Below are 22,830 nucleotides of genomic sequence, written 5' to 3' on the forward strand. Positions count from 1 at the left end.
CCGTAGGGCGCCAATGGATGCAGTGGATAGCTTCGTGCAGCTTGATGCATCATCGCAAGATGGTGTCCAGTTCGGTCTTGAGATCAATGACGTCCTCGACGCCCACCGAGAGCCTCACTAATCCGTCGCTGATGCCCAGCCGCTTGCGGTTGGCCGCGGGCACCGATGCATGGGTCATGACGGCAGGGTGCTCGATCAGGCTCTCCACGCCACCGAGCGACTCGGCCAGCGCGAACAATTCGCAACGCTCCAGCATGCGGCGCGCCTTCGTCCAGCCGCCCTTGACCTCGACGCTGATGATGCCGCCAAAGCCCTTCATTTGCCGGCGGGCCAGCGCGTGCTGCGGGTGGCTTTTCAGCCCGGGATAGAGCACGCGCTCGATCGCCGCGTGCCCCTCCAGCCAGCGTGCCAGTTCCAGTGCGTTTTCGCAGTGCGCGCGCATGCGCAAATGCAGGGTTTTCAGCCCGCGCATGGCGAGGAAGGCGTCGAACGGCCCGGCCACCGCGCCCACGGAGTTCTGCAGGAACGCCATCCGCTCGGCCAGCTCGGCATGTGCGGCGACCACGATGCCGCCGACCATGTCCGAATGGCCGTTCAGGTACTTGGTGGCCGAATGCAGCACCAGGTCCGCGCCGAATTCCAGCGGACGCTGCAGCATGGGCGAGCAGAAGGTGTTGTCCACCACCAGCAGCAGGCCGTGCCTTTTCGCGAAGGCGGCCATCTTGGCCAGGTCGACCAGCTTCAGCATCGGATTGGTGGGCGTCTCGGCCCAGATCATGCGGGTGCTGGGCTTGAGCGCGGCCCGCAGCGCGGAAGCATCGTTCAGGTCGACGAAGCTGAAATCCAGCCCGGCGGAACGCCGGCGTACCCGCTCGAACAGGCGGTAGCTGCCACCGTAGAGGTCGTCCATGGCGATCACGTGGCTGCCCGAGTCGAGCAGGTCCAGTACCGTCGCGGCGGCTGCCAGGCCGGAGGCGAAGGCGAAGCCGGCGACGCCGCCTTCGAGGTCCGCCACGCAGCGCTCGTAGGCCATGCGGGTCGGGTTCTGCGTGCGCGAATATTCGTAGCCCTTGTGCTTGCCAGGGCTCTCCTGCACGTAGGTCGAGGTCGCGTAGATCGGCGTCATGATGGCGCCGGTCGACGGGTCGGGCGCCTGCCCGGCGTGGATGGCACGCGTGCCCAGGCCCAGCGCCCTCGCGTTCTTCTTGGTCATTGGCGTAGGAGTCTCCGCGCTCGGCAAATGACCGCACATATTACCTCGTGACGGCCCCGCTACATGAACCGCGGCGGGCAGGCCCGGCGTGCCTTCGGTCGCCGGCTCATGCCACAATGCGCGTCTCACGGAAGCATCCAAAGGGCCATTGATGCAGACCCTCCTAGTCACCGGCGGCGCCGGCTTCATCGGCGGCAATTTCGTGCTGCAGGCCGTCGCCGGCGGGCTGCGCGTCGTCAACCTCGACAAGCTCACCTACGCCGGCAACCGCGACACGCTGGCCGCGCTCGAGGGCGACCCGCGGCACGTCTTCGTCCAGGGCGACATCGGCGACCGCGCCCTGGTCGGCCGGCTGCTCGCCGAGCACCACCCGGACGCCATCGTGAACTTCGCCGCCGAGTCGCACGTGGACCGCTCCATCGACGGCCCGGCCGCCTTCGTGGAAACCAACGTGGTCGGCACCCTGGCCCTGCTGGAATGCGCGCGCGACTACTGGCGCGGCCTCGACGGCGCGGCGCGCGAGACTTTCCGCTTCCTGCACGTGTCCACCGACGAGGTGTACGGCTCGCTGGGCGAGGACGGCAAGTTCACCGAGACCACGCCGTATGCGCCGAACTCGCCCTACTCGGCCTCCAAGGCGGCCTCCGACCATCTGGTGCGCGCCTTCCATCACACCTACGGCCTGCCCACGCTGACCACCAACTGCTCGAACAACTACGGGCCGTACCAGTTCCCGGAGAAGCTGATCCCGCTGGTGATCCAGAAGGCGCTGGCCGGCGAGCCGCTGCCGGTGTACGGCGACGGCCGGAACGTCCGCGACTGGCTGTACGTGGGCGACCATTGCGCAGCGATCCGCCGCGTGCTGGAAGCCGGCCGCGTGGGCGAGACCTACAACGTGGGCGGCAACGCCGAGCGCGAGAACATCGCGGTGGTTGAGGCCATCTGCGCGCTGCTCGACGAGCGCCGCCCGCTGGCCGACGGGCGGCCGCGCGAATCCCTGATCACCTTCGTCAAGGACCGCCCCGGCCACGACCGCCGCTACGCCATCGACTCGGGCAAGCTGCAGCGCGAACTGGGCTGGCGGCCGACGCAGACCTTCGAGAGCGGCATCGCGCGGACGGTGGACTGGTACCTCGACAACCAGCCATGGGTACAGCGCGTGCTGGACGGCAGCTACCGCATGGAGCGGCTGGGCGCATGAGCGACGCACGCAAGGGCATCATCCTCGCCGGCGGCTCCGGCACGCGGCTCTACCCGATCACCCAGGCGGTGAGCAAGCAGCTGCTGCCGGTGTACGACAAGCCGATGATCTACTACCCGCTGGCCACCCTGATGCTGGCTGGCATCCGCGAGATCCTGGTGATCAACACGCCGCACGAGCAGGCGCTGTTCCAGCGCCTGCTGGGCGACGGCTCGCAGTGGGGCGTCGACATCCGCTACGCGGTGCAGCCCTCGCCGGACGGCCTGGCGCAGGCCTTCCTGATCGGCCGCGAGTTCCTCGGCGGCCGGCCCAGCTGCCTGGTGCTGGGCGACAACATCTTCTACGGCGTGGGCCTCACCGAGCGGCTCAGGCGCGCCGCCGCGCGCGAACACGGCGCCACCGTGTTCGGCTACTGGGTGAAGGACCCGCAGCGCTACGGCGTGGCCGAGTTCGACGCCACGGGCCGGGTCATCGGCCTGGAGGAAAAGCCCGCCCGGCCGAAGTCGCACTACGCCGTCACGGGCCTGTACTTCTACGACGGCCGCGCCAGCGACTATGCCGCCGCCCTCCAACCCTCCCCGCGCGGCGAACTGGAGATCACCGACCTCAACCGCCGCTACCTCGAGGACGGCTCGCTGCACCTGGAGCAGCTCGGCCGCGGCTACGCCTGGCTGGACACCGGCACGCACGAGTCGCTGATGGAGGCGGGCAACTACATCGAGACGATCGAGAACCGGCAGGGACTGAAGGTGTGCTGCCCCGAGGAAATCGCCTTTATCAACGGCTGGATCGACGGCGAACAGCTGCTGCGGCTGGCCGAGCCGCTGGCCAAGACCGGTTACGGGCAGTACCTGCGCAACATCGCGCAGCAGGGACCGGTGCGATGAGGGTGATCGAGACCGCGCTTCCCGGCGCCCTGGTGATCGAGCCGCAGGTGCTCGGCGACGCCCGCGGCTTCTTCTACGAGAGCTACCACGAGGCGAAGTACCGCGCCGCCGGCATCGACTGCCGCTTCGTGCAGTCCAACGTCTCGCGCTCGGCGCGCGGCGTGCTGCGCGGACTGCACTACCAGTGGCCCAACCCGCAGGGCAAGCTGGTCAGCGTGCTGGAAGGCGAGGTGTACGACGTGGCGGTGGACATCCGCCGCGGCTCGCCCACCTTCGGCCGCTGGGTCGGCGCGATGCTCACCGCCGAAAACCATCGCCACTTCTGGATTCCCGAGGGCTTCGCCCACGGCTTCTGCGTGCTGTCGGAATTCGCCACCTTCACCTACCAGTGCACCGCGCTGTACGACGCCAGGGCCGACGCCGGCATCCGCTGGAACGATGCGGACATCGGCATCGACTGGCCGGTCGCGTCGCCCGTCCTGTCCGACAAGGACGGCAAGACGCCGTTCCTGCGCGACGTGCCCGCCGAGCGCCTGCCCGTCTTCGCGGCATGAACCTCCTGCTGCTCGGCGCCAACGGCCAGCTCGGTCGCAGCTTCGTCGAGGACGGCGGCCTGGCCGCGCGCGGCATGCTCGCCACCGCCAGCCGCGACGGCCGGCGCTTCGACGGCGCGGCCATCGAGCAGGCCGACCTGGCCGCGCCGCGGACGCTGCCGACGCTGCTGGATCGCGTACGCCCCGACGTGATCGTCAACGCCGCCGCCTACACCGCGGTCGACCGCGCCGAGCAGGAGGAGGCGCTGGCCACCCGCGTCAACGGCGAGGCGGTCGGCGTGCTGGGCGAGTGGGCCGCGGCGCACGGCGCGCTGGTCGTGCACTACTCCACCGACTACGTGTTCGACGGCAACGCCACGGCGCCCTACCCGGTCGACGCCCCCACCCACCCGCTCGGCGCCTACGGCCGCAGCAAGCTCGCCGGCGAGCGGGCGCTGCGCGCCAGCGGCGCCGAGCATTTCATCTTCCGCACCGCCTGGGTCTACGCGCCGCACGGCCACAACTTCCTGCGCACCATGCTGCGCCTGGGCGCCGAGCGCGAGGAGCTGCGCGTGGTGGCCGACCAGCACGGCGCGCCGACCAGCACCGCGCTGATCGTGCGCGGCACGCTCGCCGCGCTGGACGCCCGGGCCGCGGCGACGCCGGCGCGGCGCGCGGCGCTCGCCGGCACGCACCACCTGGTGAGCAGCGGCCACACCACCTGGCACAGCTTCGCCGAGGCCATCATGGCCGAGGCCGTGGCGCGTGGCCTGCTGCCGCGCGCCCCCCGTGTCAGCGCGATCCGCACCCGCGACTTCCCGACGCCGGCGCGCCGGCCGGCCTGGTCGGTGCTGGACAACGGCGGCTTCGCCGAACGCTTCGGCCTGCCGCTGCCGGACTGGCGCGAGGAGCTGCCGGCGGTGCTGGCGCGCCTGGCCGATCCGGTATCCTGAGCGCATGTTGACGCCCCTCGTCCTCAGCGGCGGCAGCGGCACGCGGCTCTGGCCGGTCTCGCGCCGCAACCTGCCCAAGCAGTTCCTGGCGCTCAGCGGCCACGGCACGCTGTTCCAGCAGACCGTCGCGCGCGCCCGGCGCCTGCCTGATGCCGCCGCCCCCATCGTGGTCGCCAGCGAGGACCACCGTTTCCTTGCCGCCGAGCAGCTGCAGGAGGCCGGCGTCGCCGACGCCGCCATCGTGCTGGAGCCGCTGGCGCGCAACACCGCGCCGGCGATCGCGCTGGGCGCGCTGAAGGCGCTGGAGCGCGATCCCGACGCGCTGCTGCTAGTGCTGCCGGCCGACCACCTGGTCACCCGCCCCGAGGCCTTCGACGCCGCCGTGGCGCAGGCGCTGCCCGCGGCCCGCGACGGCTGGCTGGTCACCTTCGGCATCCGTCCCGACCGCGCCGAGACCGGCTTCGGCTACATCCGTCGCGGCGAAGGCCTCGGCGACGGCGTGTTCCGCGTCGAGCGCTTCGTCGAGAAGCCCGACCTGGCCACCGCCGAGGGCTACCTGGCCGACGGCGGCTACGACTGGAACTCGGGCATGTTCCTGTTCCGCGCAGCGCGCTACCTGGAGGAGCTCGGGCAGCACGCGCCGGCGATGCTGGCGGCGGTGCGCGAAGCCTACGCCGGCGCCACCCGCGACCTGGACTTCATCCGCATCGGCAAGGAGGCCTTCGCGCGGGTGCCGGAGGATTCCATCGACTACGCGGTGATGGAAAAGACCCGCCGCGCGGCGGTGGTGCCGGTGGACTGCGGCTGGAGCGACATCGGCTCCTGGTCGGCGCTCTGGCTGACCGGCCGACGCGACGCCGACGGCAACCTGCGCGAGGGCGACACCCTCGTGATCGACACGCACAACTCGCTGCTGCGCTCGCACGACCGCCACCTGGTCGCCACCGTGGGCGTGGACGACCTGATCGTGGTGACCACGCCGGACGCCACCCTGGTGGCGCGCCGCGATGCCGCGCAGGACGTGAAGAAGGTGGTGGACCGGCTCAAGGCCTCCGGGCGCAGCGAGCACTCGCTGCACCGCGTGGTGCACCGGCCGTGGGGCAGCTACGACTCGCTGGAGGCCGGCGAGCGCTTCCAGGTCAAGCGCATCGTGGTCAAGCCCGGCGCCAGCCTGAGCCTGCAGAAGCACCACCACCGCGCCGAGCACTGGATCGTGGTCTCCGGCACCGCCGAGGTGACCCGCGACGACGAGGTGTTCCTGCTCGGCGAGAACCAGAGCACCTACATCCCGCTCGGCAGCGTGCACCGCCTGCGCAACCCGGGCAAGGTGCCGCTGGAGCTGATCGAGGTGCAGTCCGGCGGCTACCTCGGCGAGGACGACATCGTGCGGCTGGACGACGTCTACGGTCGCGCCTGAGGGCGCCCTTCCCGCTTCCCCCCGTGAAAAATCCTGCGCGGCCGGCACGCCTGCATCGCAGGATCGTGCTGCGTCGCATGATGACAGCACCTCGCACGCTCGCGGATGCTCATGAAGTCCGCGGCACGCCGCCGCGCCACCGCGAACGGATGCGATCCCGTTCGACGTGGCGGCGCCCGCAGCCGGGGTGGCAGCAGCCTTCCATCGCAAAAGCCACCCTTCCATTCGCAAGGGAGGAAGACCCGATGGATTTTCGCCGCCCGCTGCCGGCGCGTACCTCGCGCGTCCCCGGTCGTCCACGGCATCCGCTGGCCCTGGCCTGCGCCGCCGCCCTGCTGTGCGCGAGCGGCAGCGCCTGGCCGCAGCAGACCCCGCCGCAACAGCCGCCGACCCAGGCGCCGGCCGACGCCAAGGCCCCGCAGGAGCAGCCGCAGGCTGCCGCCAAGCCGGCGAAGAAGCCGGACGAGAACGTGCGCACGCTCGGCACCGTCGTGGTGACCGGCATCCGCAGCAGCATCGAGAACGCGCTGAAGGCCAAGCAGGACGCCAAGGACATCGTCGAGGCGATCTCGGCCGAGGACATCGGCAAGCTGCCCGACGCCAGCATCGCCGAGAGCCTGGCGCGCCTGCCCGGCCTGGCGACCCAGCGCCTGGACGGGCGCGCCAACGTGATCTCGATCCGCGGCCTGTCGCCCGACTTCGCCGGCACCACGCTCAACGGACGCGAGCAGGCCACCATCGGCGAGAACCGCGGGGTGGAGTACGACCAGTACCCCTCGGAGCTGATCAGCAGCGCGATGGTCTACAAGACGCCCGACGCCAGCCTGATCGGCCAGGGCCTGTCCGGCACGGTCGACCTGCACACGATCCGCCCGCTGGACCTGCCCAGCCGCACCATCGCGGTCAACCTGCGCGGCGAGCACACCACCAACGGCAAGCTCAATCCCGGCGTGGGCATCGGCGACACCGGGCACCGCGCCAGCTTCTCGTACATCGACCAGTTCTTCGACCACACGCTGGGCGTCGCGGTGGGCATCGCCCAGCTCGACTCGCCGATCCAGGCCAAGCAGTACCAGGCCTGGTGGTGGAGCGTGGACAACGGCCCGGCCGGCATCGAGCAGAACTGGGGCGGCCCGCACACGCCCGGGCTGCCCGACGACGTGATCTCGCAGCAGGGCATGCAGCTGCGCGCGCAGTCGGAGAACCAGCTGCGCAACGGCCTGATGACCGTGCTGGAGTGGGCGCCCGGCGAGCACTACCACTCCACGCTGGACCTGTACTACTCCACCTTCAACGAGCGCAAGTTCACCAACGGCGTGCAGTGGGCGAGCGGCCCCTACGACTACAACGGCGTTCCCTCCTACGCGGACATCGGGCTCACGCCGCAGCAGCCGTACCCGATCGTCACCTCGGGCACGATCAGCGGCATCGCGCCGATCCTGCAGAACGAGTACACCAAGGAGCACGACAAGCTGTTCTCGGCGGGCTGGAACAACCAGTACGACTTCGGCAACGGCTGGGCCGCCACTGCCGACCTCTCCTACTCCAGCGCGAAGAAGAAGCTGCACGACGCCTACCTGTTCAGCGGCCTGGCGGACGGCGGGCTGGCCAGCACGCGGTTCTACCTGCCCGCCCGCGACGGCTACCCGCACTTCATCCCGGGCATCGACCTCGCCGACGCGAGCCGCATCGTGTTCACCGACCCGGACAACTACGGCTACAACGGCCGCGAGGAATTCGACCGGCAGAAGGACACGATCAAGGCGATCCGCCTGGAAGCCACCCACCCGGCGGGCTGGATCTTCAGCGACTTCACCCTCGGCGTGGACTACTCGGACCGCAAGAAGACCAAGCAGGCCGACGTCTACTTCGCCTGGCTCAACGGCAACGCCTCGGACCCCGGCGCCTACGACCATGCCTTCGGCGTGCCGATCGACCCGGCCTTCCTGTACGCCCCCACCTCGCTGAGCTACGGCGGCATCCCGGGCATCGTCAACTACGACGTGCTGGAGGCGCTGCAGAGCCAGTTCTACCTCACCCAGCGCAACGGCCAGGCGGACTGGAACCGCAACTACACGGTGGAGGAGAAGGTACCGGTCGCCTACGTCAAGTTCGACATCGACACCTCGCTGGGCGGCGTCCCGCTGGTCGGCAACGTGGGCGTGCAGTACGTGCGCACCGACCAGTCCTCCACCGCGTTCCAGACCAACGGCGACGCCCTGGTCGGCCGGCTCACCGGCGGCGCCAAGTACCACGACCTGCTGCCCAGCCTGAACCTGCGGGCCGAGATCGGCGACAGGCAGTACCTGCGCTTCGGCCTGGCCAAGACCATGGCGCGCGGCCGCATCGACGACGAGAAGGTGGCCAGCTCCGCCGGCGTGGCCCGGGTGGAGCAGGGCCCGGCCGCCGGCCAGGTGCTGTGGTCCGGCAGCGGCGGCAACCCCAAGCTCAAGCCCTACATCGCGGTCGGCACGGACCTGTCGTGGGAGAAGTACTTCGGGCAGTCGAGCTACGTGGCGGTGGCGGTGTTCAACAAGAACCTGCTCAACTACATCTACAACCAGACCACGCTGGACTACGACTTCTCCGGCTACACCAACGACAACCCCACGCTCACGCCGACCAGCAACTACGGCTCGTTCACCCGGCCGGAGAACGGCACCGGCGGCAAGATGCAGGGCCTGGAACTGTCCGGCGCGCTGGAGGGCGGGCTGCTGGCCGACGCGCTGGACGGCTTCGGCATGCAGGCGAACTTCTCGCTGACCAACAGCTCGCTGCCCAAGAGCGCGATCTCCTCGATCCCCGGCAGCCCGGCCACCCTGCCCGGCCTGTCGCGCAAGGTGGCGAACCTGGCGCTGTACTACGAGAAGCACGGCCTCTCGGTGCGCGTGGCCGAGCGCTACCGCTCGGCCTTCACCGGCGAGGCGGTGGCGCTGTTCGACCAGCTCGGCTACACCCAGATCGAGGCCAACCGCCAGACCGACCTGCAGCTCGGCTACGCCTTCACCGAGGGCCGCTGGAACGGCCTGTCGATCCTGCTGCAGGTCAACAACCTCACCAACACCGCGGACAAGACCCAGCAGATCTCGGCCCTGCCCAACGGCGTCGCGGTGGCGCGGCCGCTGGAATACGACACCTGGGGACGCACGGTGATGTTCGGGCTCAACTACAAGCTGTAAGGGCAACGCAGCCCAGCCGGAGCCGACGGCGGAGAGCGGACCGGCCGGTGCCGCTTCGGCGGAACTGGCGGTTCCGGCTTCGCGCGGCGCGGCGGGCATCCGCCCGTGCGCTCACTCCACCGTCACCGACTTGGCCAGGTTGCGCGGCTGGTCCACGTCGGTGCCGCGCAACACGGCCACGTGGTAGGCCAGCAGTTGCAGCGGCACGGTGAATACCGCGGGGGCGATGAAGTCGCCGCCGGAGGCCACGCGCAACAGTGCGCCGCGCGCGGGGTTGCCGTCCATGCCGGCCTCGCCCTCGGCGAACACGATCAGCTCGCCGCCGCGCGCGCGCACTTCCTGCAGGTTGGACTTGAGCTTCTCCAGCAGCGGGCCGCCGGGCGCCACCGCCACCACCGGCATCGATTCGTCCACCAGCGCCAGCGGGCCGTGCTTGAGTTCGCCGGCCGGGTAGGCCTCGGCGTGGATGTAGGAGATTTCCTTGAGCTTGAGCGCGCCCTCCAGCGCCACCGGGTACTGCACGCCGCGGCCGAGGAACAGCGCGTGCTGGCGCGGGATGAAGCGCTCGGCCAGCGCGACGATGGCCGGCTCCAGCGCCAGCGCGTCCTCGATCGCGCGCGGCAGGTGCGCCAGCTGGGCGCACAACCCGGCGTAGCGGTCCGCGTCCAGGCCGCGCTGGTGCGCCAGCTGCAGCGCCAGCAGCGCCAGCGCGGCCAGCTGGGTGGTGAAGGCCTTGGTGGAGGCCACGCCGATCTCGGGGCCGGCGCGGGTCATCAGCCGGAGGTCGGCCTCGCGCACCACCGAGGATTCGGGCACGTTGCAGATCGCCAGCGTGCCGAGGTAGCCGCGGCGCTTCGATTCGCGCATCGCCGCCAGCGTGTCGGCGGTTTCGCCGGACTGCGAGATGGCGACGAACAGCGTGTCCGGCGGCACCACCGCGTCGCGGTAGCGGTATTCGCTGGCCACCTCCACGCCGACCGGCAGGTGCGCGTATTCCTCGATCCAGTACTTGGCGACCAGGCCGGCGTGGTAGCTGGTGCCGCAGGCGACGATGTGCAGGCCGCGCACCTTCGCCAGCAGCTCGTCGCCGCCCGCGCCGAAGATGTTGGGCAGCACGCCGTGCGGGCCCAGCCGCGCCTCCAGCGTGTCGGCCACCGCGCGCGGCTGCTCGAAGATTTCCTTCTGCATGTAGTGGCGGTATTCGCCGCGCTCCACCGCGTCGGCGGACAGCTCGCTCTCGTGCACCGGGCGCTCCACCGGCGTGCCGTCCAGCGTGTGGATGCGCACGCTCTCGCGGGTGATCTCCACCACGTCGTCCTCGGCCAGGTAGATCACCCGGTGGGTGACCTGCACCAACGCCTGCGCGTCGGAGCCGAGGAAGTTCTCACCGATGCCCAGGCCCACCAGCAGCGGCGCGCCGCGCCGTGCGCCGACCACGCGGCCGGGCGCGTTGCGGTCGATCACCGCGATCGCGTAGGCGCCCTCCAGCTCGCGCACCACGGCGAGCACCGCCTCGCGCAGGTCCAGCCCCGCGGCCAGGCGCTCGTCGACCAGCGCCGCGATCACCTCGGTGTCGGTCTCGGAGGTGAACGCGCGGCCGCCGGCCTGCAGCCTGGCGCGCAGGTCGGCGTAGTTCTCGATGATGCCGTTGTGCACGATCGCCACGCGCCCGGCGACGTGCGGGTGCGCGTTGGCCTCGTTGGGCACACCATGGGTGGCCCAGCGGGTGTGGGCGATGCCGGTGCCGCCGGGGAACGGGTCGGCCCGATACAGCGCCTCCATCTCGCGCACCTTGCCCTTGGCCCGCACGCGGCGGATCTGCCCGCCGTCGAGCACGGCCAGGCCGGCCGAGTCGTAGCCGCGGTATTCCAGCGCCTTGAGGCCGGCGATCAGCAGGGGGGCGACGTCACGCTGGGCGGTGGCGGCGACGATTCCACACATGGGTCCTGGTACCTGTCGATGGGTCAAAAGCGGGTGGAGAGAGGCGAGTGGCGAGTGGCGAGAAGCGAGGGAAAGCATCCGGCCCGGGTGGGCCTTTCCCTTCTTCCCCACTCGCTCCCGCTCCCTTAGTGCACCTTGCGGCGCAGGTAGTTCAGCAGGTCGATGCGGGTGATCAGGCCGAGGAACTGCTCGCCGTCCACCACGATCGCCACGTGGCCGCGCTCGAACACCGGCAGCAGCGACTCGATCGGCAAGCGCACGTCCAGCTTCTGCAGCGTGGTGATCATCGCGGTGGCGACGTTGTCGCGGAAGCGCGCCTCGTCGGCATGCACGTGCATCAGCACGTCGGACTCGTCGATGATGCCGACCAGCCGGTCCCCGTCCATCACCGGCAGCTGCGAGACGTCGTAGAGCTTCATCCGCGTGTAGGCGGTCATCAGGAGCTCGTTCGGGCCGACCACCACGGTGTCGCGCTGGGCGAACGGGCGCAGCAGCAGGTCGCGCAGGTCGCCGTGCCGCTCGCGCTCGATGAAGCCGTTGTCCAGCATCCAGTAGTCGTTGTACATCTTCGACAGGTACTTGTTGCCGGTGTCGCAGACCAGCGTCACCACGCGCTTGGGCCGCGCCTGCTCGCGGCAGTACTTGAGCGCCGCGGCCAGCAGGGTGCCGGTGGAGGAGCCGCCGAGCACGCCCTCCCTGGCCAGCAGCTCGCGCGCGGCGAGGAAGCTCTCCCTGTCGGAGATGGCGTAGGCCTTCTTCACCCGGCTGAAGTCGCTGATGGTCGGCAGGAAGTCCTCGCCGATGCCCTCGACCATCCACGTGCCGGACTTCTCCGACAGCGTGCCCTCGTTGATGTACTGGGCCAGGATCGAGCCGACCGGGTCGGCCAGCACGATCTCGGTGTGCGGCGAATGCTCGGCGAAGTACCTCGACAGCCCGGTCATGGTGCCGGAGGAGCCGCAGCCGACCACCACCGCGTCCACCTCGCCGTCCATCTGTTCGAGGATCTCCGGGCCGGTGGTCTCGTAGTGCGCGCGCGGGTTGTCGGGGTTGCCGAACTGGTTGACGAAGTAGGCGCCGGGCGTCTCGCGGGCGATCCGCTCGGCCATGTCCTGGTAGTACTCCGGGTGGCCCTTGGCGACGTCGGAGCGGGTCAGCACCACCTCGGCGCCCATCGCCTTGAGGTTGAAGATCTTCTCGCGGCTCATCTTGTCCGGCACCACCAGCACCAGGCGGTAGCCCTTGGCCTGCGCCACCAGGGCCAGGCCCAGGCCGGTGTTGCCGGCGGTGCCCTCGACCAGGGTGGCGCCGGGCCGGATCTTGCCCGCCTTCTCGGCGCCCTCGATCATCGACAGGCCGATGCGGTCCTTGATCGAGCCGCCCGGGTTGGCGCTCTCCAGCTTGAGGAACAGCTCGCAGCAGCCGCTGTCCAGGCGCTGGGCGCGCACCATCGGGGTGTTGCCGATCAGTTCGAGGACGCTGGCGTGGACCGTCATGGGAGCTCCGTGGGACGAGGCGGCCGCCTTCCGTCGCGGGACGGCGGGCCTGCCATGATACCCGAGCCGTCCGGGCGCCCCCTGGAAAGCCGCGGCCCCGGCACCCTCCTCGCGGAAGGCCCGGGGCCGTCTTGGGCTGGATGGAAAACCTGCGGCGTCAGTTGGGCCGGTGCGCCCGGGCCTGCCACATCCGCTCGAGTCGTTCCTTGGCGTGGAGCTTTTCCTTCTTCATGCCGGCCAAGGTCACGTCATCGATGGGGAGCACCCCGATCTCGGCGTCGTGCACCTTGCTGTCGAGTTCCTGGTGGTGCTGGTACAGCCGGCGGAATTCGGCGTCGGCCTTCATCAGGGCTTCGACAGCGTCACGCTGCTGGTTTTCGAACATGATCCGACCTCCTCGAGATAGGGGGCGGGCGCGGGATCGGTGCGCCCGCGGACGGAAGAAACACGCGCACATCCGCCGCCATGCCTCTTGCGGCGGCACGGCGGGATGGACAGGTACGGAATGGGCGCATGGTTCAGGTCAGTGGCCCACGGGGGAAAATGGACAGGCCCCATGGGAGCCCGAACCTACTCCCCCGCCTGCGGGCTTGCAAGCCGGCCCGGGAGGCCTGCGGCGAAAGGCCGCCGCGGGCCGGGAAAGCTGCCGCAGCAGGCTTCACCGGGCGACGACGCGCCGCCCGGCGGACGCTCACTTGCCGGCGTCGCCGCCCTGCATCTGCGAGCGCAGCGCCTTGGCCGCCTGCGCCGCCAGCTCGGCCTGGCGCTTGGCCGCCTTGGCCACGCGGCTCTGCGCCTCGGCCAGCTTGCGGGCGCGGTCGGCCTCGGCGCGCGCCTGCTCGGCCGCCTGCGAGGCCTCCATGCCCTGCTGCTGCAGCCGGGCGGCCTCCTCCTGCGCCATCTGGTACTGCATGCGCTGGAACTCCAGCTCGCGGCGCGCCGCGTCGGCGTCGATCTGGGCGCGCTCGAGCACCAGCTGGGCGTGCTCGCGGTCGAGCTGGGACAGCTTGTTCTGCGCGTCCTGCAGCTGCGCCGCCGCGCGCGCCTGGTCGACGCGCCGCTCGGCGATGTAGAGCGCGTGCGGCCGCTCGCGCGAGCTGGCCTGCGCCAGCCGCTGGATGGCGTCGCGCGCCAGCGCCTGCTCGGCCTGGGCGTAGGTGCCCAGGGTCGGGTCGCCGACGAGCTGGTTGAGACTGTTGTTCAGGCGGGTGACGTCCATGTCGTCCTTGGCCTGCACGCCGGCGCTGGCGCCCAGCGCCAGCAGGACGGCGCCGATCAGGGCGTGACGCTTCATGGCTGGCCTCCATTGGGCTGCTGGCTCGGCTCGGGCACGTTCTGGAAGCCCTGGCCGGGCTGCCCCTGGTCCTGCTGCGGCAGCGGGGCGTTGAGGGTGGAGGAGGACGGCGCCGGCAGGTCCGGCAGCGGCTCCTGCGCCGGCAGCGCGGCCGAGCCCGCCGGCGCCGGGGCGCCGCCCCCGGCCTGCTGGGCGGCCTGCTGGGTGGCCAGCGCGGCCTGCTGCTGGGCGGCGTGCTGCTGCGCCTCGGCCTTGGCCTCCTCGTTCTGGGTGCGCACCCGGTTGTTCTCCTCCAGCTTGGACTGGATCTCGGCGCGGGCGGCGCCCAGCCGGGCCTTGGTGCGCGCCAGCATGGCGTCCGCGCTGGCCTCCTCGGCCAGGTCGGCGGCCAGGTCGTACTTGCGCGCGGCCATCGCCGCCTGCGCCTGCTGGAACTTGTCCTGGGCGAAGCCCAGGTCCACCGGCGCATAGTCGGCCGCGCCGGCGTCGCGGGCGGCCTGCAGCTGGGCCTGCGCCTGGCTCATCGCGCCGTCCGGCGGCGGCACGCTGGCGCAGCCGGACAGCGCCAGCACGGCGGCCAGGGTCAAGACGGACGCCGCCGTGCCGATACGCTTGCGCGGCAAGCGCCCGGTCGACGGGGAAAAGATGTGCACCATCACGCATTCCTCACGCGGTATCACCGCGTATTGTGGGCAGGCATAATCCTTCATTGCAACGCGCAGGAAACCAGGGGTTCCACGTGGATATCGGTTACTTCCTCAAGCTGATGGTGGACAAGGGTGCGTCGGATATGTTCCTGACCACCGGCGCTCCCGTGAACATCAAGGTCGAGGGCAAGCTCTACCCGCTCGGCAACACCGGCCTGCCGGGCGGCATGGTCAAGAAGATCGCCTACTCGCTGATGGACGAGGGCCAGGTGCCGCAGTTCGAGCGCGACCTGGAGCTGAACATGGCGCTGGCGGTGAAGGAGGCCGGCCGCTTCCGCATCAACGTGTTCAAGCAGCGCGGCGAGGTCGGCATGGTGATCCGCGCGATCAAGAGCGAGATCCCCTCGATCGAGCAGCTGCAGCTGCCCTCGATCTTCCGCGACCTGATCATGGAGCCGCGCGGGCTGATCCTGGTGGTGGGCGCCACCGGCTCGGGCAAGTCCACCACCCTGGCGGCGATGCTGGACCACCGCAACTCCAACACCTCCGGCCACATCCTCACCATCGAGGACCCGATCGAGTACCTGCACCGGCACAAGAAGTCGATCGTCAACCAGCGCGAGGTGGGGCTGGACACGCACAGCTACCACGAGGCGCTGCGCAACGCGATGCGCGAGGCGCCGGACGTGATCATGATCGGCGAGATCCGCGACACCGACACCATGGAGGCGGCGATCGCCTTCTCCGAGACCGGCCACCTGTGCCTGGCCACGCTGCACTCCAACAACGCCGACCAGACGCTGGAGCGCATCCTCAACTTCTTCCCCGAGTCGGCGCACAAGAACGTGCTGATGAACCTGGCGCTGAACCTGCGCGCGGTGATCAGCCAGCGCCTGGTGACCGGCAAGGACGGCCGCCGCCTGCCCGCGGTGGAGGTGCTGCTCAACACCCCGCTGATCCGCGACATGATCCGCCGCGGCCAGATTCACGAGGTGAAGGAGGCGATGGACCGCAGCCTGCAGGAGGGCATGCAGACCTTCGACCAGTCGCTGTACCGGCTCTACAAGAGCGGCCGCATCGAGCTGGAGGAGGCGCTGTCCAAGGCCGACTCGCGCGACGGCCTGGCGCTGAAGATCCGCCTGTCCGAGGGCGGCGGCGCGGAGAGCGCCGAGCTGTCGGGCAACGATCCGTACGGGCTCGGCTTCTGAATCCAGGAGTGAGTGGAAGGGAGTGAGAAGCGGGAGGGGGCTCTCTCGACCCTCACTCCCCTCCACTCACTTCCCGCTTCCGGGCGCGTCCGGCTGCGCCTCCGGCGCCGCCGCCCTGAACGCCTCCAGCTCGTTGCACGCCGCGTGGATGCGCGCGACGGTCGGGTACGGCGCCAGGTCCAGCTTCCAGCGCAGCGCGTTGTACACCTGCGGCACCAGGCAGGCGTCGGCCAGGCCCGGCGTGTCGCCGTGGCAGTGGCGGCCGGTGGCGGGGCTGCCGGCCAGCATCGCCTCCAGCGCGGCGAAGCCGGCGCCGATCCAGTGCCGCATCCACTCGCCGCGCTGCGCCTCGCCGGCGCCGAAGCGCGTCTCCAGCGCCTGCAGCACGCGCAGGTTGCCCAGCGGATGCACGTCGCAGGCCACCGCCTGGGCCAGCGCGCGCACGCGCGCGCGGTCGCGCGCGGCGGCGGGCAGCAGCCGCGGCCCGTCGGGATAGGCCTCGTCCAGGTACTCGATGATCGCCATCGACTGGGTGAACGCCCGCCCGCCGTCGAGCAGGCAGGGCACCAGCTCCTGCGGGTTGAGCGCGCGGTAGGCCGCCGCGTGCTGCTCGCCGCCGTCGCGCAGCAGGTGCACCGCGCGGCTCTCGTAGGGCAGGCCCTTGAGATTCAGCGCGATGCGCACGCGGTAGGCGGCGCTTGAGCGCCAGTAGCCGTACAGCACCAGACCCTGCGTCATCGTGTCACCCCCGCGGCAAGGCGCGAAGCATACGCCAGCGGCGGCTCCGGTTTGCATCGCCTCCGGGGCGGCGGGACAATGCGCGGCTCGCGCCGTGAGCGGCGCCGTTCCGTCCTTTCCATTCCCGAGGGAGTTGCGCCGTGTCCGTCACCCGCATGAGCGATCTCGACCTGCGCGGCAAGCGCGTGCTGATCCGCGAAGACCTGAACGTGCCGATCGAGAACGGCCGCATCACCTCCACCCAGCGCCTGGACGCCGCCCTGCCCACCATCGTCGCCGCGCGCGACGCCGGCGCCAGGGTGATGGTGATGTCGCACCTGGGCCGCCCCAAGGAGGGCCAGTTCGACGGGGAATCCTCGCTGGCGCCGGTGGCGAAGTGGCTGGGCGGCAAGCTCGGCCGGCCGGTGCGGCTGGTGCGCGACTACCTCGACGGCGTGGACGTCGCCGACGGCGAGGTGGTGCTGCTGGAGAACTGCCGCATGAACGTGGGCGAGGGCAAGGACGACGAGGCGCTGGCGAGGAAGTACGCCGCGCTGTGCGACGTGTTCGTGATGGACGCCTTCGGCACCGCGCACCGCGCGCAGGCCTCCACCCACGGCGTGATCAAGTACGCGCCGGTGGCCGCCGCCGGCCCGCTGCTCTCGGCCGAGCTCGACGCGCTGGGCAAGGCGCTGGAGCACCCCGCGCACCCGCTGCTGGCGATCGTGGCCGGCTCCAAGGTCTCCACCAAGCTCATCCTGCTGGAGAACCTTACGGCCAAGGTCGACCAGCTGATCGTGGGCGGCGGCATCGCCAACACCTTCATCGCCGCCGCCGGCTACGGCGTGGGCAACTCGCTGTACGAGCCGGACCTGCTCGACGCCGCGCGCCAGGTGATGGCCGACGCCCGCCGGCGCAACGCCGAGGTGCCGCTGCCGGTGGACGTGGTGGTGGCGCCGGAGTTCTCCGCCCACGCGCCGGCCACGGTGAAGCCGGTGGACCAGGTGAAGGACGGCGAGATGATCCTCGACATCGGCCCGGAGACCGCGCGCCGCTATGCCGGGCTGATCGGCAAGGCCGGCACGGTGGTGTGGAACGGCCCGGTCGGCGTGTTCGAGTTCGACGCCTTCGCCAAGGGCACCGAGACGCTGGCGCGCGCCATCGCCGCGTCCAGGGCGTTCTCCATCGCCGGCGGCGGCGACACGCTGGCGGCGGTGGACAAGTTCGGCATCGAGAAGGACGTCTCCTACATCTCCACCGGCGGCGGCGCCTTCCTCGAGTTCCTCGAGGGCAAGGAGCTGCCCGCGGTGGCGGCGCTGAAGGCGCGCGCCGGCCGCTGATGCTCTGCCTGTTCGACCTCGACGGCACGCTGATCGACTCCGAGCGGGGCATCCTCGCCTGCATCCGGTACGCCTTCGGCAAGCTGGGCGTGCCGGCGCCGGCGGAGCTGCGCCACTGGATCGGCCCGCCGCTGCGGCACAGCTTCGCCCCATGGCTGGACCACGACGCGGCGCGGGTCGAGGCCGCGGTCGGGCACTACCACGAGCGCTTCGAGGCGCTCGGCTGGCGCGAGCACGCGGCCTACCCGGACATCGAGGCGATGGTCGGCCGGCTCGCCGGCGCCGGCCACGCGCTGGCGGTGGTCACCAGCAAGCCCGAGCGGCATGCGCGGCCGATCCTCGAGCACCTGCCGTTCGGCCACGCCTTCCAGCGCCTGTACGGCCCCGACCCGGCCAGCCCGCACAGCGAGAAGGCCTCGATGATCGCCGCCGCGCTGGCGGACTTCGGCGCCGCGCCGGAGCAGGCGGTGATGGTCGGCGACCGCCATTTCGACATCGAGGGCGCGGTGTCGAACCGCGTGCGCGGCATCGGCGTGCTGTGGGGCTTCGGCAGCCGCGAGGAACTGGTGCGGGCCGGTGCGCACGCGCTCGCCCGCGATCCGGCGCACCTGGCCGAGCTGCTGGCGGCCTGAGCGGCGCGCGTACCCGCCGGCGCCGCACGCACGGGCGCTGACCCGCTCGTGGAAGATGCTGTCGATGACGAGCACTGCCGGCGCACCCGCGACGCCAACACGAGAAGCGCTGCGCCGACGCTTCGCCCGTCATACCCGCCCCCCACCCGTCATTCCCGCGCAAGCGGGAATCCAGCGCCTTTCCGTGGGCGATGCGGCGAGGCCCAAAGGCCCTGGATTCCCGCTTGCGCAGGAATGACGAAGCAAAAAACGCCGCGGTGGCCGCGGCGTTTTTTTCATGGCATGCGGATCACGAGCATCCCGCCCCTTTCTTTCCCACGCGGGGAAAGGGCCCCCTCCCGTCAGCCGACCACGCGCTTCACCGCGTCCACCACGTGCGCCACGGTGAAGCCGAAGTGCTCGAACAGCTGCGCCGCCGGGGCCGAGGCGCCGAAGCCGGTCATGCCGACCACCTCGCCGTCCAGGCCCACGTACTTGCGCCAGTAGTCGGTGCTGGCCGCCTCCACCGCCACGCGGGCGCGGCACCAGGACGGCAGCACGCCCTCGCGGTATTCCAGCGGCTGCGCGTCGAACGCCTCGGTGCACGGCATCGACACCACGCGCACCGGCACGTCCTGCTGCGCCAGCGTGCGCGCGGCCTCCATCGCCAGCTCCACCTCCGAGCCGGTGGCGATCAGGATGGCCTTGAACTTCGCGCCGGCCGGGTCGGACAGCACGTAGGCGCCGCGCGCGATGGCCGCCAGCTGCGCGGCGGTGCGGTGCTGGTGTCGCAGGTTCTGCCGCGAGAACACCAGGCAGGCCGGGCGGCCCTTGCGCTCGATCGCGGCCTTCCACGCCACCGCCGATTCCACCGCGTCGCACGGGCGCCACACCTGGTTGTCCGGGATCAGCCGCAGCGAGCCCAGGTGCTCCACCGGCTGGTGGGTGGGGCCGTCCTCGCCCAGGCCGATCGAGTCGTGCGTGTAGACGTGGATCGCGTGCGCCGGAATCAGCGCGCTCATGCGCACCGCGTTGCGCGCGTAGTCGGAGAACACCAGGAAGGTGGCGTCGTACGGGATGAAGCCGCCGTGCAGGGCCAGGCCGTTGGTGATCGCGCTCATGCCGAACTCGCGCACGCCGTAGTACACGTAGTTGCCCTTGCCGCCGGCGCTGTCGCCGTTGCCGGCGTCCAGGCTGCCCTTCCACTTGGTCAGGTTGGAGCCGGCCAGGTCGGCCGAGCCGCCGATCAGCTCCGGCAGCAGCGGGCCGAAGGCGTCCAGCGTCATCTGCGAGGCCTTGCGCGAGGCCACCTCCGGGCCCTCCGCCTGCAGCTTCTCGACGTAGGCCTGCGAGCTGGCCGCCCAGTCGGCCGGCAGCTCGCCGCGCTGGCGGCGCTCGAACTCGGCGGCCAGCTCGGGATATGCCTTGGCGTAGGCCGCGAAGGCGTCCCGCCACGCCTGCTCGGCGGCGGCGCCCCTGGCCCGGTGGTCCCAGCCGGCGTAGATCTCGGCGGGGATCTCGAACGGCGGGTACGGCCAGCCGAGCCGCTCGCGCGCGGCGGCGACCTCGTCCTTGCCCAGCGGCGCGCCGTGGCTTTCCTCCTTGCCCTGCTTGTGCGGCGCGCCGAAGCCGATGATGGTCTTGCAGCAGATCAGGGTGGGCTTCCCGTCCTGCGCGAGGGCGGCCTCGATGGCGCGCTTCACCGCCGCGGCGTCGTGGCCGTCGACGCCACGGATCACGTGCCAGCCGTAGGCCTCGAAGCGGCCCGGCGTGTCGTCGGTGAACCAGCCGTGCACCTCGCCGTCGATGGAGATGCCGTTGTCGTCGTAGATCGCCACCAGCTTGTTCAGGCCCCAGGTGCCGGCCAGCGAGGCGACCTCGTGCGAGATGCCCTCCATCAGGCAGCCGTCGCCGAGGAACACCCAGGTACGGTGGTCGACGATGACATGCCCGGGCCGGTTGAAGTGCGCCGCCAGCACCTTCTCCGCCAGCGCGAAGCCCACCGCGTTGGCCAGGCCCTGGCCGAGCGGGCCGGTGGTGGTCTCCACGCCGGGCGTCTCGTTGGCCTCCGGGTGGCCGGCGGTCTTCGAGTGCAGCTGGCGGAAGCGCTTGAGCTCGCTCATCGGCAGGTCGTAGCCGGTCAGGTGCAGCAGCGCGTACTGCAGCATCGAGCCGTGGCCGTTGGAGAGCACGAAGCGGTCGCGGTCGCACCACTTCGGGTTGGCCGGGTTGAACTTGAGGAAGTCGTTCCACAGCACCTCGGCGATGTCGGCCATGCCCATCGGCATGCCCGGGTGGCCGGACTTGGCCGCCTCCACGGCGTCCATGGCTAGGGCTCGCACGGCATTGGCGAGTTCGCGGCGGGTCGTCATCGGGCTCTCCGGCTGGGGATGTGGCAAAGCGCGAATTGTCGCCGATCGGCCCGCCGCTGTCGCGTCGGCGCCTGCGCGCGTAGACCGGCCCGGATTAATTTCGCCTTAATTTTTCATGGCGAGATATCGCTTCGCTTCAGGCTCGGCTGCGTTCAATGGCGCCGCGCACATCCCCATGCGCGCCGCCATGCCTTCCCCCTTAGCACGCACGGCGGCCAAGAACAGAAGGAAGAGGAGACTCCTCATGAAGAAGACGCTATTTGCCCTGGCTCTCGCCTCCACCGGCCTGCTCGCCGTTCCCGCCTTCGCGCAGGACAGCGGCAGCAGCCCGCAAGCCACCGACACCGGCACCGCCACCGGCGGCGGCAACTACCAGTCCAGCCAGCCGGTCGGCAGCGGCAACTGGTTCATCGACGCCAACGTCGGCCGCACCAACGGCAGCGACAACGGCGGCTTCGGCAGCAACGCCAGCGGCTTCAACTTCCTGCACGGCGAACGCGGCCGCCGCACCGGCTACGGCCTGATCGGCGGCTACCGCTGGAAGGTCGGCCACGACCTCGGCCTGGGCCTCGAGGCGGGCTACACCGACCTGGGCAACTTCCGGGTCAAGAACGTGTTCAACGACGACGACGTCAACCAGAAGAAGAAGGAAAACGCCCTGCGCGGCTGGCTGCTGGGCGTGAACGGCCGCATCAACCTGGTGCCGCAGTGGTACCTGGGCTTCCACGGCGGCTACTTCCGCGCCAACGACAACAACCGCAGCTACAACAACAGCGTCGGCCAGGACCTGCACCTGAGCAGCGGCGGCCGCGCCGACCGCGGCAGCTGGTACGCCGGCATCGGCACCGGCTGGGACATCAGCGAGCACTTCGGCCTGGGCGTGCAGTACGACTACTTCCACGCCAACGCCGGCAAGATCCGCAACGACGACACCGGCGAGGTCCGCCCGGACCTGAAGCGCTCCACCGGCATCGTCTCGCTGACCGGCGAATACCGCTTCTAGGGTCCGCCGCCTGCAGGCAGGAAGCCCATGGCCGCCATCCATGGGCTTCTTAATGAATGCTTAATACTAAACTGATCGGTATTGAATCTTCCGGGCCCGGCGCCATCTAACGCCACGACGCCTCGATGGCGCCCCCGCAGCAGCCGGCACGGCCGTCCCCACGGCCCGGCTGCGACAACAACAGGAGACACTCCATGAAAAAGACGCTGCTTGCCCTCGCCTTCGCCGCCGCCGGCCTGGTCGCCGTGCCGTCCGCCTTCGCGCAGAGCGCGCCGCACAACGACGGCTGGTTCATCAACGGCAACGTGGGCCGCACCACGGTCGACAAGGGTCCGTACAACGACCACGACACCGGCTACGCCATCGGCGGCGGCTATCGCTGGGCGGTGAACCCCTCCGTCGCGCTGGGCGTCGAGGCCGGCTACAACGACCTGGGCAACATCCACGTGCGCAACGCCTTCAACAGCGACGACGTGGTCGAGCATGGCCGCTCCGAGCTGCACGGCTGGACCGCCGGCGTGAACGGCCACTTCAACCTGAGCCCGAACTGGTACGTCGGCGCCCGCACCGGCGTCTACAGCTGGAAGGGCCACGGCCTCTCCAACGACGTCAACCCGGTGCGCAAGAGCCTGGACGACACCAGCTGGTACGCGGGCGCGGGCGTGGGCTACGACTTCAGCAACAACGTCAGCCTGGGCCTGAACTACGACCACTACGACGCGAGCAAGAACCACGTCAACCTGGATACCGACATGGTGTCGGTCAGCGCGGAATACCGCTTCTGACGGCCGGTTGGCAGGTGGAAACGGAAAGGGCGC

Annotated in this window: 19 protein-coding genes; 11 read left to right on the plus strand and 8 right to left on the minus strand. The window is 70.6% G+C overall.

Features of this window, described 5'->3' with window-relative positions; genetic code table 11:
• Positions 1 to 49: 49 nt before the first annotated feature.
• Positions 50 to 1,213 carry a trans-sulfuration enzyme family protein gene (locus C7456_RS11255; RefSeq protein ID WP_109723857.1) on the minus strand — a complete coding sequence of 388 codons (1,164 nt, stop codon included), beginning with the start codon at positions 1,211 to 1,213 and terminating at the stop codon, positions 50 to 52.
• Positions 1,214 to 1,364: 151 nt separating this feature from the next.
• Here C7456_RS11255 and rfbB point away from each other — a divergent pair, with 151 nt between their 5' ends.
• From rfbB to C7456_RS11285, 6 genes are all read left to right on the plus strand, one after another.
• The gene (gene rfbB, locus C7456_RS11260; protein ID WP_109723858.1) at positions 1,365 to 2,414 is read left to right on the plus strand and encodes a dTDP-glucose 4,6-dehydratase; all 1,050 of its coding nucleotides are present in this window, start codon (positions 1,365 to 1,367) and stop codon (positions 2,412 to 2,414) included.
• Positions 2,411 to 3,301 carry a glucose-1-phosphate thymidylyltransferase RfbA gene (gene rfbA / locus C7456_RS11265; protein WP_109723859.1) on the plus strand — a complete coding sequence of 297 codons (891 nt, stop codon included), beginning with the start codon at positions 2,411 to 2,413 and terminating at the stop codon, positions 3,299 to 3,301. Before rfbB ends, rfbA begins: the two co-directional genes overlap by 4 nt.
• A complete protein-coding gene (gene rfbC, locus C7456_RS11270) occupies positions 3,298 to 3,855 on the plus strand; it encodes a dTDP-4-dehydrorhamnose 3,5-epimerase (protein WP_109723860.1) in 558 nt (185 codons plus the stop codon). The genes rfbA and rfbC overlap by 4 nt, the downstream gene beginning before the upstream one ends.
• On the plus strand, positions 3,852 to 4,787 hold the full coding sequence (rfbD, locus tag C7456_RS11275) for a dTDP-4-dehydrorhamnose reductase (RefSeq protein WP_109723861.1): 936 nt from the start codon (positions 3,852 to 3,854) through the stop codon (positions 4,785 to 4,787). Before rfbC ends, rfbD begins: the two co-directional genes overlap by 4 nt.
• A 4-nt stretch (positions 4,788 to 4,791) precedes the next feature.
• Positions 4,792 to 6,204 carry a mannose-1-phosphate guanylyltransferase/mannose-6-phosphate isomerase gene (locus tag C7456_RS11280; protein ID WP_109723862.1) on the plus strand — a complete coding sequence of 471 codons (1,413 nt, stop codon included), beginning with the start codon at positions 4,792 to 4,794 and terminating at the stop codon, positions 6,202 to 6,204.
• Positions 6,205 to 6,449: 245 nt separating this feature from the next.
• Complete coding sequence (locus tag C7456_RS11285; RefSeq protein WP_109723863.1) at positions 6,450 to 9,383, plus strand: TonB-dependent receptor; 2,934 nt, start codon at positions 6,450 to 6,452, stop codon at positions 9,381 to 9,383.
• Between the two features lie 111 nt (positions 9,384 to 9,494).
• On the opposite strand, the gene glmS is transcribed toward C7456_RS11285, so the two are convergent.
• From glmS to C7456_RS11310, 5 genes are all read right to left on the minus strand, one after another.
• Positions 9,495 to 11,324 (minus strand): glutamine--fructose-6-phosphate transaminase (isomerizing), encoded by a 1,830-nt coding sequence (gene glmS / locus C7456_RS11290; RefSeq protein ID WP_109723864.1) that lies wholly within the window; start codon positions 11,322 to 11,324, stop codon positions 9,495 to 9,497.
• Between the two features lie 125 nt (positions 11,325 to 11,449).
• Positions 11,450 to 12,820 carry a pyridoxal-phosphate dependent enzyme gene (locus C7456_RS11295; RefSeq protein WP_109723865.1) on the minus strand — a complete coding sequence of 457 codons (1,371 nt, stop codon included), beginning with the start codon at positions 12,818 to 12,820 and terminating at the stop codon, positions 11,450 to 11,452.
• A gap of 157 nt (positions 12,821 to 12,977) precedes the next feature.
• Positions 12,978 to 13,205: an HP1242/YdcH family protein gene (locus tag C7456_RS11300; protein WP_109723866.1), complete on the minus strand. Its 228-nt coding sequence runs from the start codon at positions 13,203 to 13,205 to the stop codon at positions 12,978 to 12,980.
• A gap of 306 nt (positions 13,206 to 13,511) precedes the next feature.
• Entirely contained in the window at positions 13,512 to 14,114 is a 603-nt protein-coding gene (locus tag C7456_RS11305; protein WP_109723867.1) for a hypothetical protein, read from the minus strand.
• Positions 14,111 to 14,701, minus strand: coding sequence for a DUF4398 domain-containing protein (locus C7456_RS11310; protein WP_245889846.1), 591 nt, complete (start codon positions 14,699 to 14,701; stop codon positions 14,111 to 14,113). The genes C7456_RS11305 and C7456_RS11310 overlap by 4 nt, the downstream gene beginning before the upstream one ends.
• A 152-nt stretch (positions 14,702 to 14,853) precedes the next feature.
• Between C7456_RS11310 and C7456_RS11315 the strand changes: the two genes are divergently transcribed.
• Complete coding sequence (locus C7456_RS11315; protein WP_170120213.1) at positions 14,854 to 15,969, plus strand: PilT/PilU family type 4a pilus ATPase; 1,116 nt, start codon at positions 14,854 to 14,856, stop codon at positions 15,967 to 15,969.
• 66 nt (positions 15,970 to 16,035) lie between these two features.
• Here C7456_RS11315 and maiA read toward each other — a convergent pair whose 3' ends face one another.
• A complete protein-coding gene (gene maiA, locus C7456_RS11320; RefSeq protein ID WP_109723869.1) occupies positions 16,036 to 16,707 on the minus strand; it encodes a maleylacetoacetate isomerase in 672 nt (223 codons plus the stop codon).
• A gap of 140 nt (positions 16,708 to 16,847) precedes the next feature.
• Here maiA and C7456_RS11325 point away from each other — a divergent pair, with 140 nt between their 5' ends.
• On the plus strand, positions 16,848 to 18,026 hold the full coding sequence (locus tag C7456_RS11325) for a phosphoglycerate kinase (RefSeq protein ID WP_109723870.1): 1,179 nt from the start codon (positions 16,848 to 16,850) through the stop codon (positions 18,024 to 18,026).
• Entirely contained in the window at positions 18,026 to 18,658 is a 633-nt protein-coding gene (locus C7456_RS11330; protein ID WP_109723871.1) for an HAD hydrolase-like protein, read from the plus strand. The genes C7456_RS11325 and C7456_RS11330 overlap by 1 nt, the downstream gene beginning before the upstream one ends.
• Positions 18,659 to 18,999: 341 nt before the next feature.
• On the opposite strand, the gene tkt is transcribed toward C7456_RS11330, so the two are convergent.
• Positions 19,000 to 21,009 carry a transketolase gene (gene tkt, locus C7456_RS11335; protein ID WP_109723872.1) on the minus strand — a complete coding sequence of 670 codons (2,010 nt, stop codon included), beginning with the start codon at positions 21,007 to 21,009 and terminating at the stop codon, positions 19,000 to 19,002.
• Positions 21,010 to 21,253: 244 nt separating this feature from the next.
• Between tkt and C7456_RS11340 the strand changes: the two genes are divergently transcribed.
• A complete protein-coding gene (locus C7456_RS11340; RefSeq protein WP_109723873.1) occupies positions 21,254 to 22,012 on the plus strand; it encodes an outer membrane protein in 759 nt (252 codons plus the stop codon).
• A gap of 194 nt (positions 22,013 to 22,206) precedes the next feature.
• Entirely contained in the window at positions 22,207 to 22,797 is a 591-nt protein-coding gene (locus tag C7456_RS11345; protein ID WP_109723874.1) for a porin family protein, read from the plus strand.
• The last annotated feature ends 33 nt before the right edge of the window (positions 22,798 to 22,830 follow it).

Source organism: Fulvimonas soli (assembly GCF_003148905.1).
GTDB lineage: Bacteria > Pseudomonadota > Gammaproteobacteria > Xanthomonadales > Rhodanobacteraceae > Fulvimonas > Fulvimonas soli.

What these genes read in the sequence shown, in the direction of transcription:
- maiA (WP_109723869.1), bottom strand. Translation starts at nt 16,707, where the DNA reads ATGACGCAGGGTCTGGTGCTGTACGGCTACTGGCGCTCAAGCGCCGCC.
- rfbB (WP_109723858.1), top strand. Translation starts at nt 1,365, where the DNA reads ATGCAGACCCTCCTAGTCACCGGCGGCGCCGGCTTCATCGGCGGCAAT.
- rfbC (WP_109723860.1), top strand. Translation starts at nt 3,298, where the DNA reads ATGAGGGTGATCGAGACCGCGCTTCCCGGCGCCCTGGTGATCGAGCCG.
- C7456_RS11285 (WP_109723863.1), top strand. Translation starts at nt 6,450, where the DNA reads ATGGATTTTCGCCGCCCGCTGCCGGCGCGTACCTCGCGCGTCCCCGGT.
- tkt (WP_109723872.1), bottom strand. Translation starts at nt 21,009, where the DNA reads ATGACGACCCGCCGCGAACTCGCCAATGCCGTGCGAGCCCTAGCCATG.
- C7456_RS11300 (WP_109723866.1), bottom strand. Translation starts at nt 13,205, where the DNA reads ATGTTCGAAAACCAGCAGCGTGACGCTGTCGAAGCCCTGATGAAGGCC.
- C7456_RS11255 (WP_109723857.1), bottom strand. Translation starts at nt 1,213, where the DNA reads ATGACCAAGAAGAACGCGAGGGCGCTGGGCCTGGGCACGCGTGCCATC.
- C7456_RS11330 (WP_109723871.1), top strand. Translation starts at nt 18,026, where the DNA reads ATGCTCTGCCTGTTCGACCTCGACGGCACGCTGATCGACTCCGAGCGG.
- rfbA (WP_109723859.1), top strand. Translation starts at nt 2,411, where the DNA reads ATGAGCGACGCACGCAAGGGCATCATCCTCGCCGGCGGCTCCGGCACG.
- C7456_RS11280 (WP_109723862.1), top strand. Translation starts at nt 4,792, where the DNA reads ATGTTGACGCCCCTCGTCCTCAGCGGCGGCAGCGGCACGCGGCTCTGG.
- C7456_RS11345 (WP_109723874.1), top strand. Translation starts at nt 22,207, where the DNA reads ATGAAAAAGACGCTGCTTGCCCTCGCCTTCGCCGCCGCCGGCCTGGTC.
- C7456_RS11305 (WP_109723867.1), bottom strand. Translation starts at nt 14,114, where the DNA reads ATGAAGCGTCACGCCCTGATCGGCGCCGTCCTGCTGGCGCTGGGCGCC.
- C7456_RS11295 (WP_109723865.1), bottom strand. Translation starts at nt 12,820, where the DNA reads ATGACGGTCCACGCCAGCGTCCTCGAACTGATCGGCAACACCCCGATG.
- C7456_RS11340 (WP_109723873.1), top strand. Translation starts at nt 21,254, where the DNA reads ATGAAGAAGACGCTATTTGCCCTGGCTCTCGCCTCCACCGGCCTGCTC.
- rfbD (WP_109723861.1), top strand. Translation starts at nt 3,852, where the DNA reads ATGAACCTCCTGCTGCTCGGCGCCAACGGCCAGCTCGGTCGCAGCTTC.
- glmS (WP_109723864.1), bottom strand. Translation starts at nt 11,324, where the DNA reads ATGTGTGGAATCGTCGCCGCCACCGCCCAGCGTGACGTCGCCCCCCTG.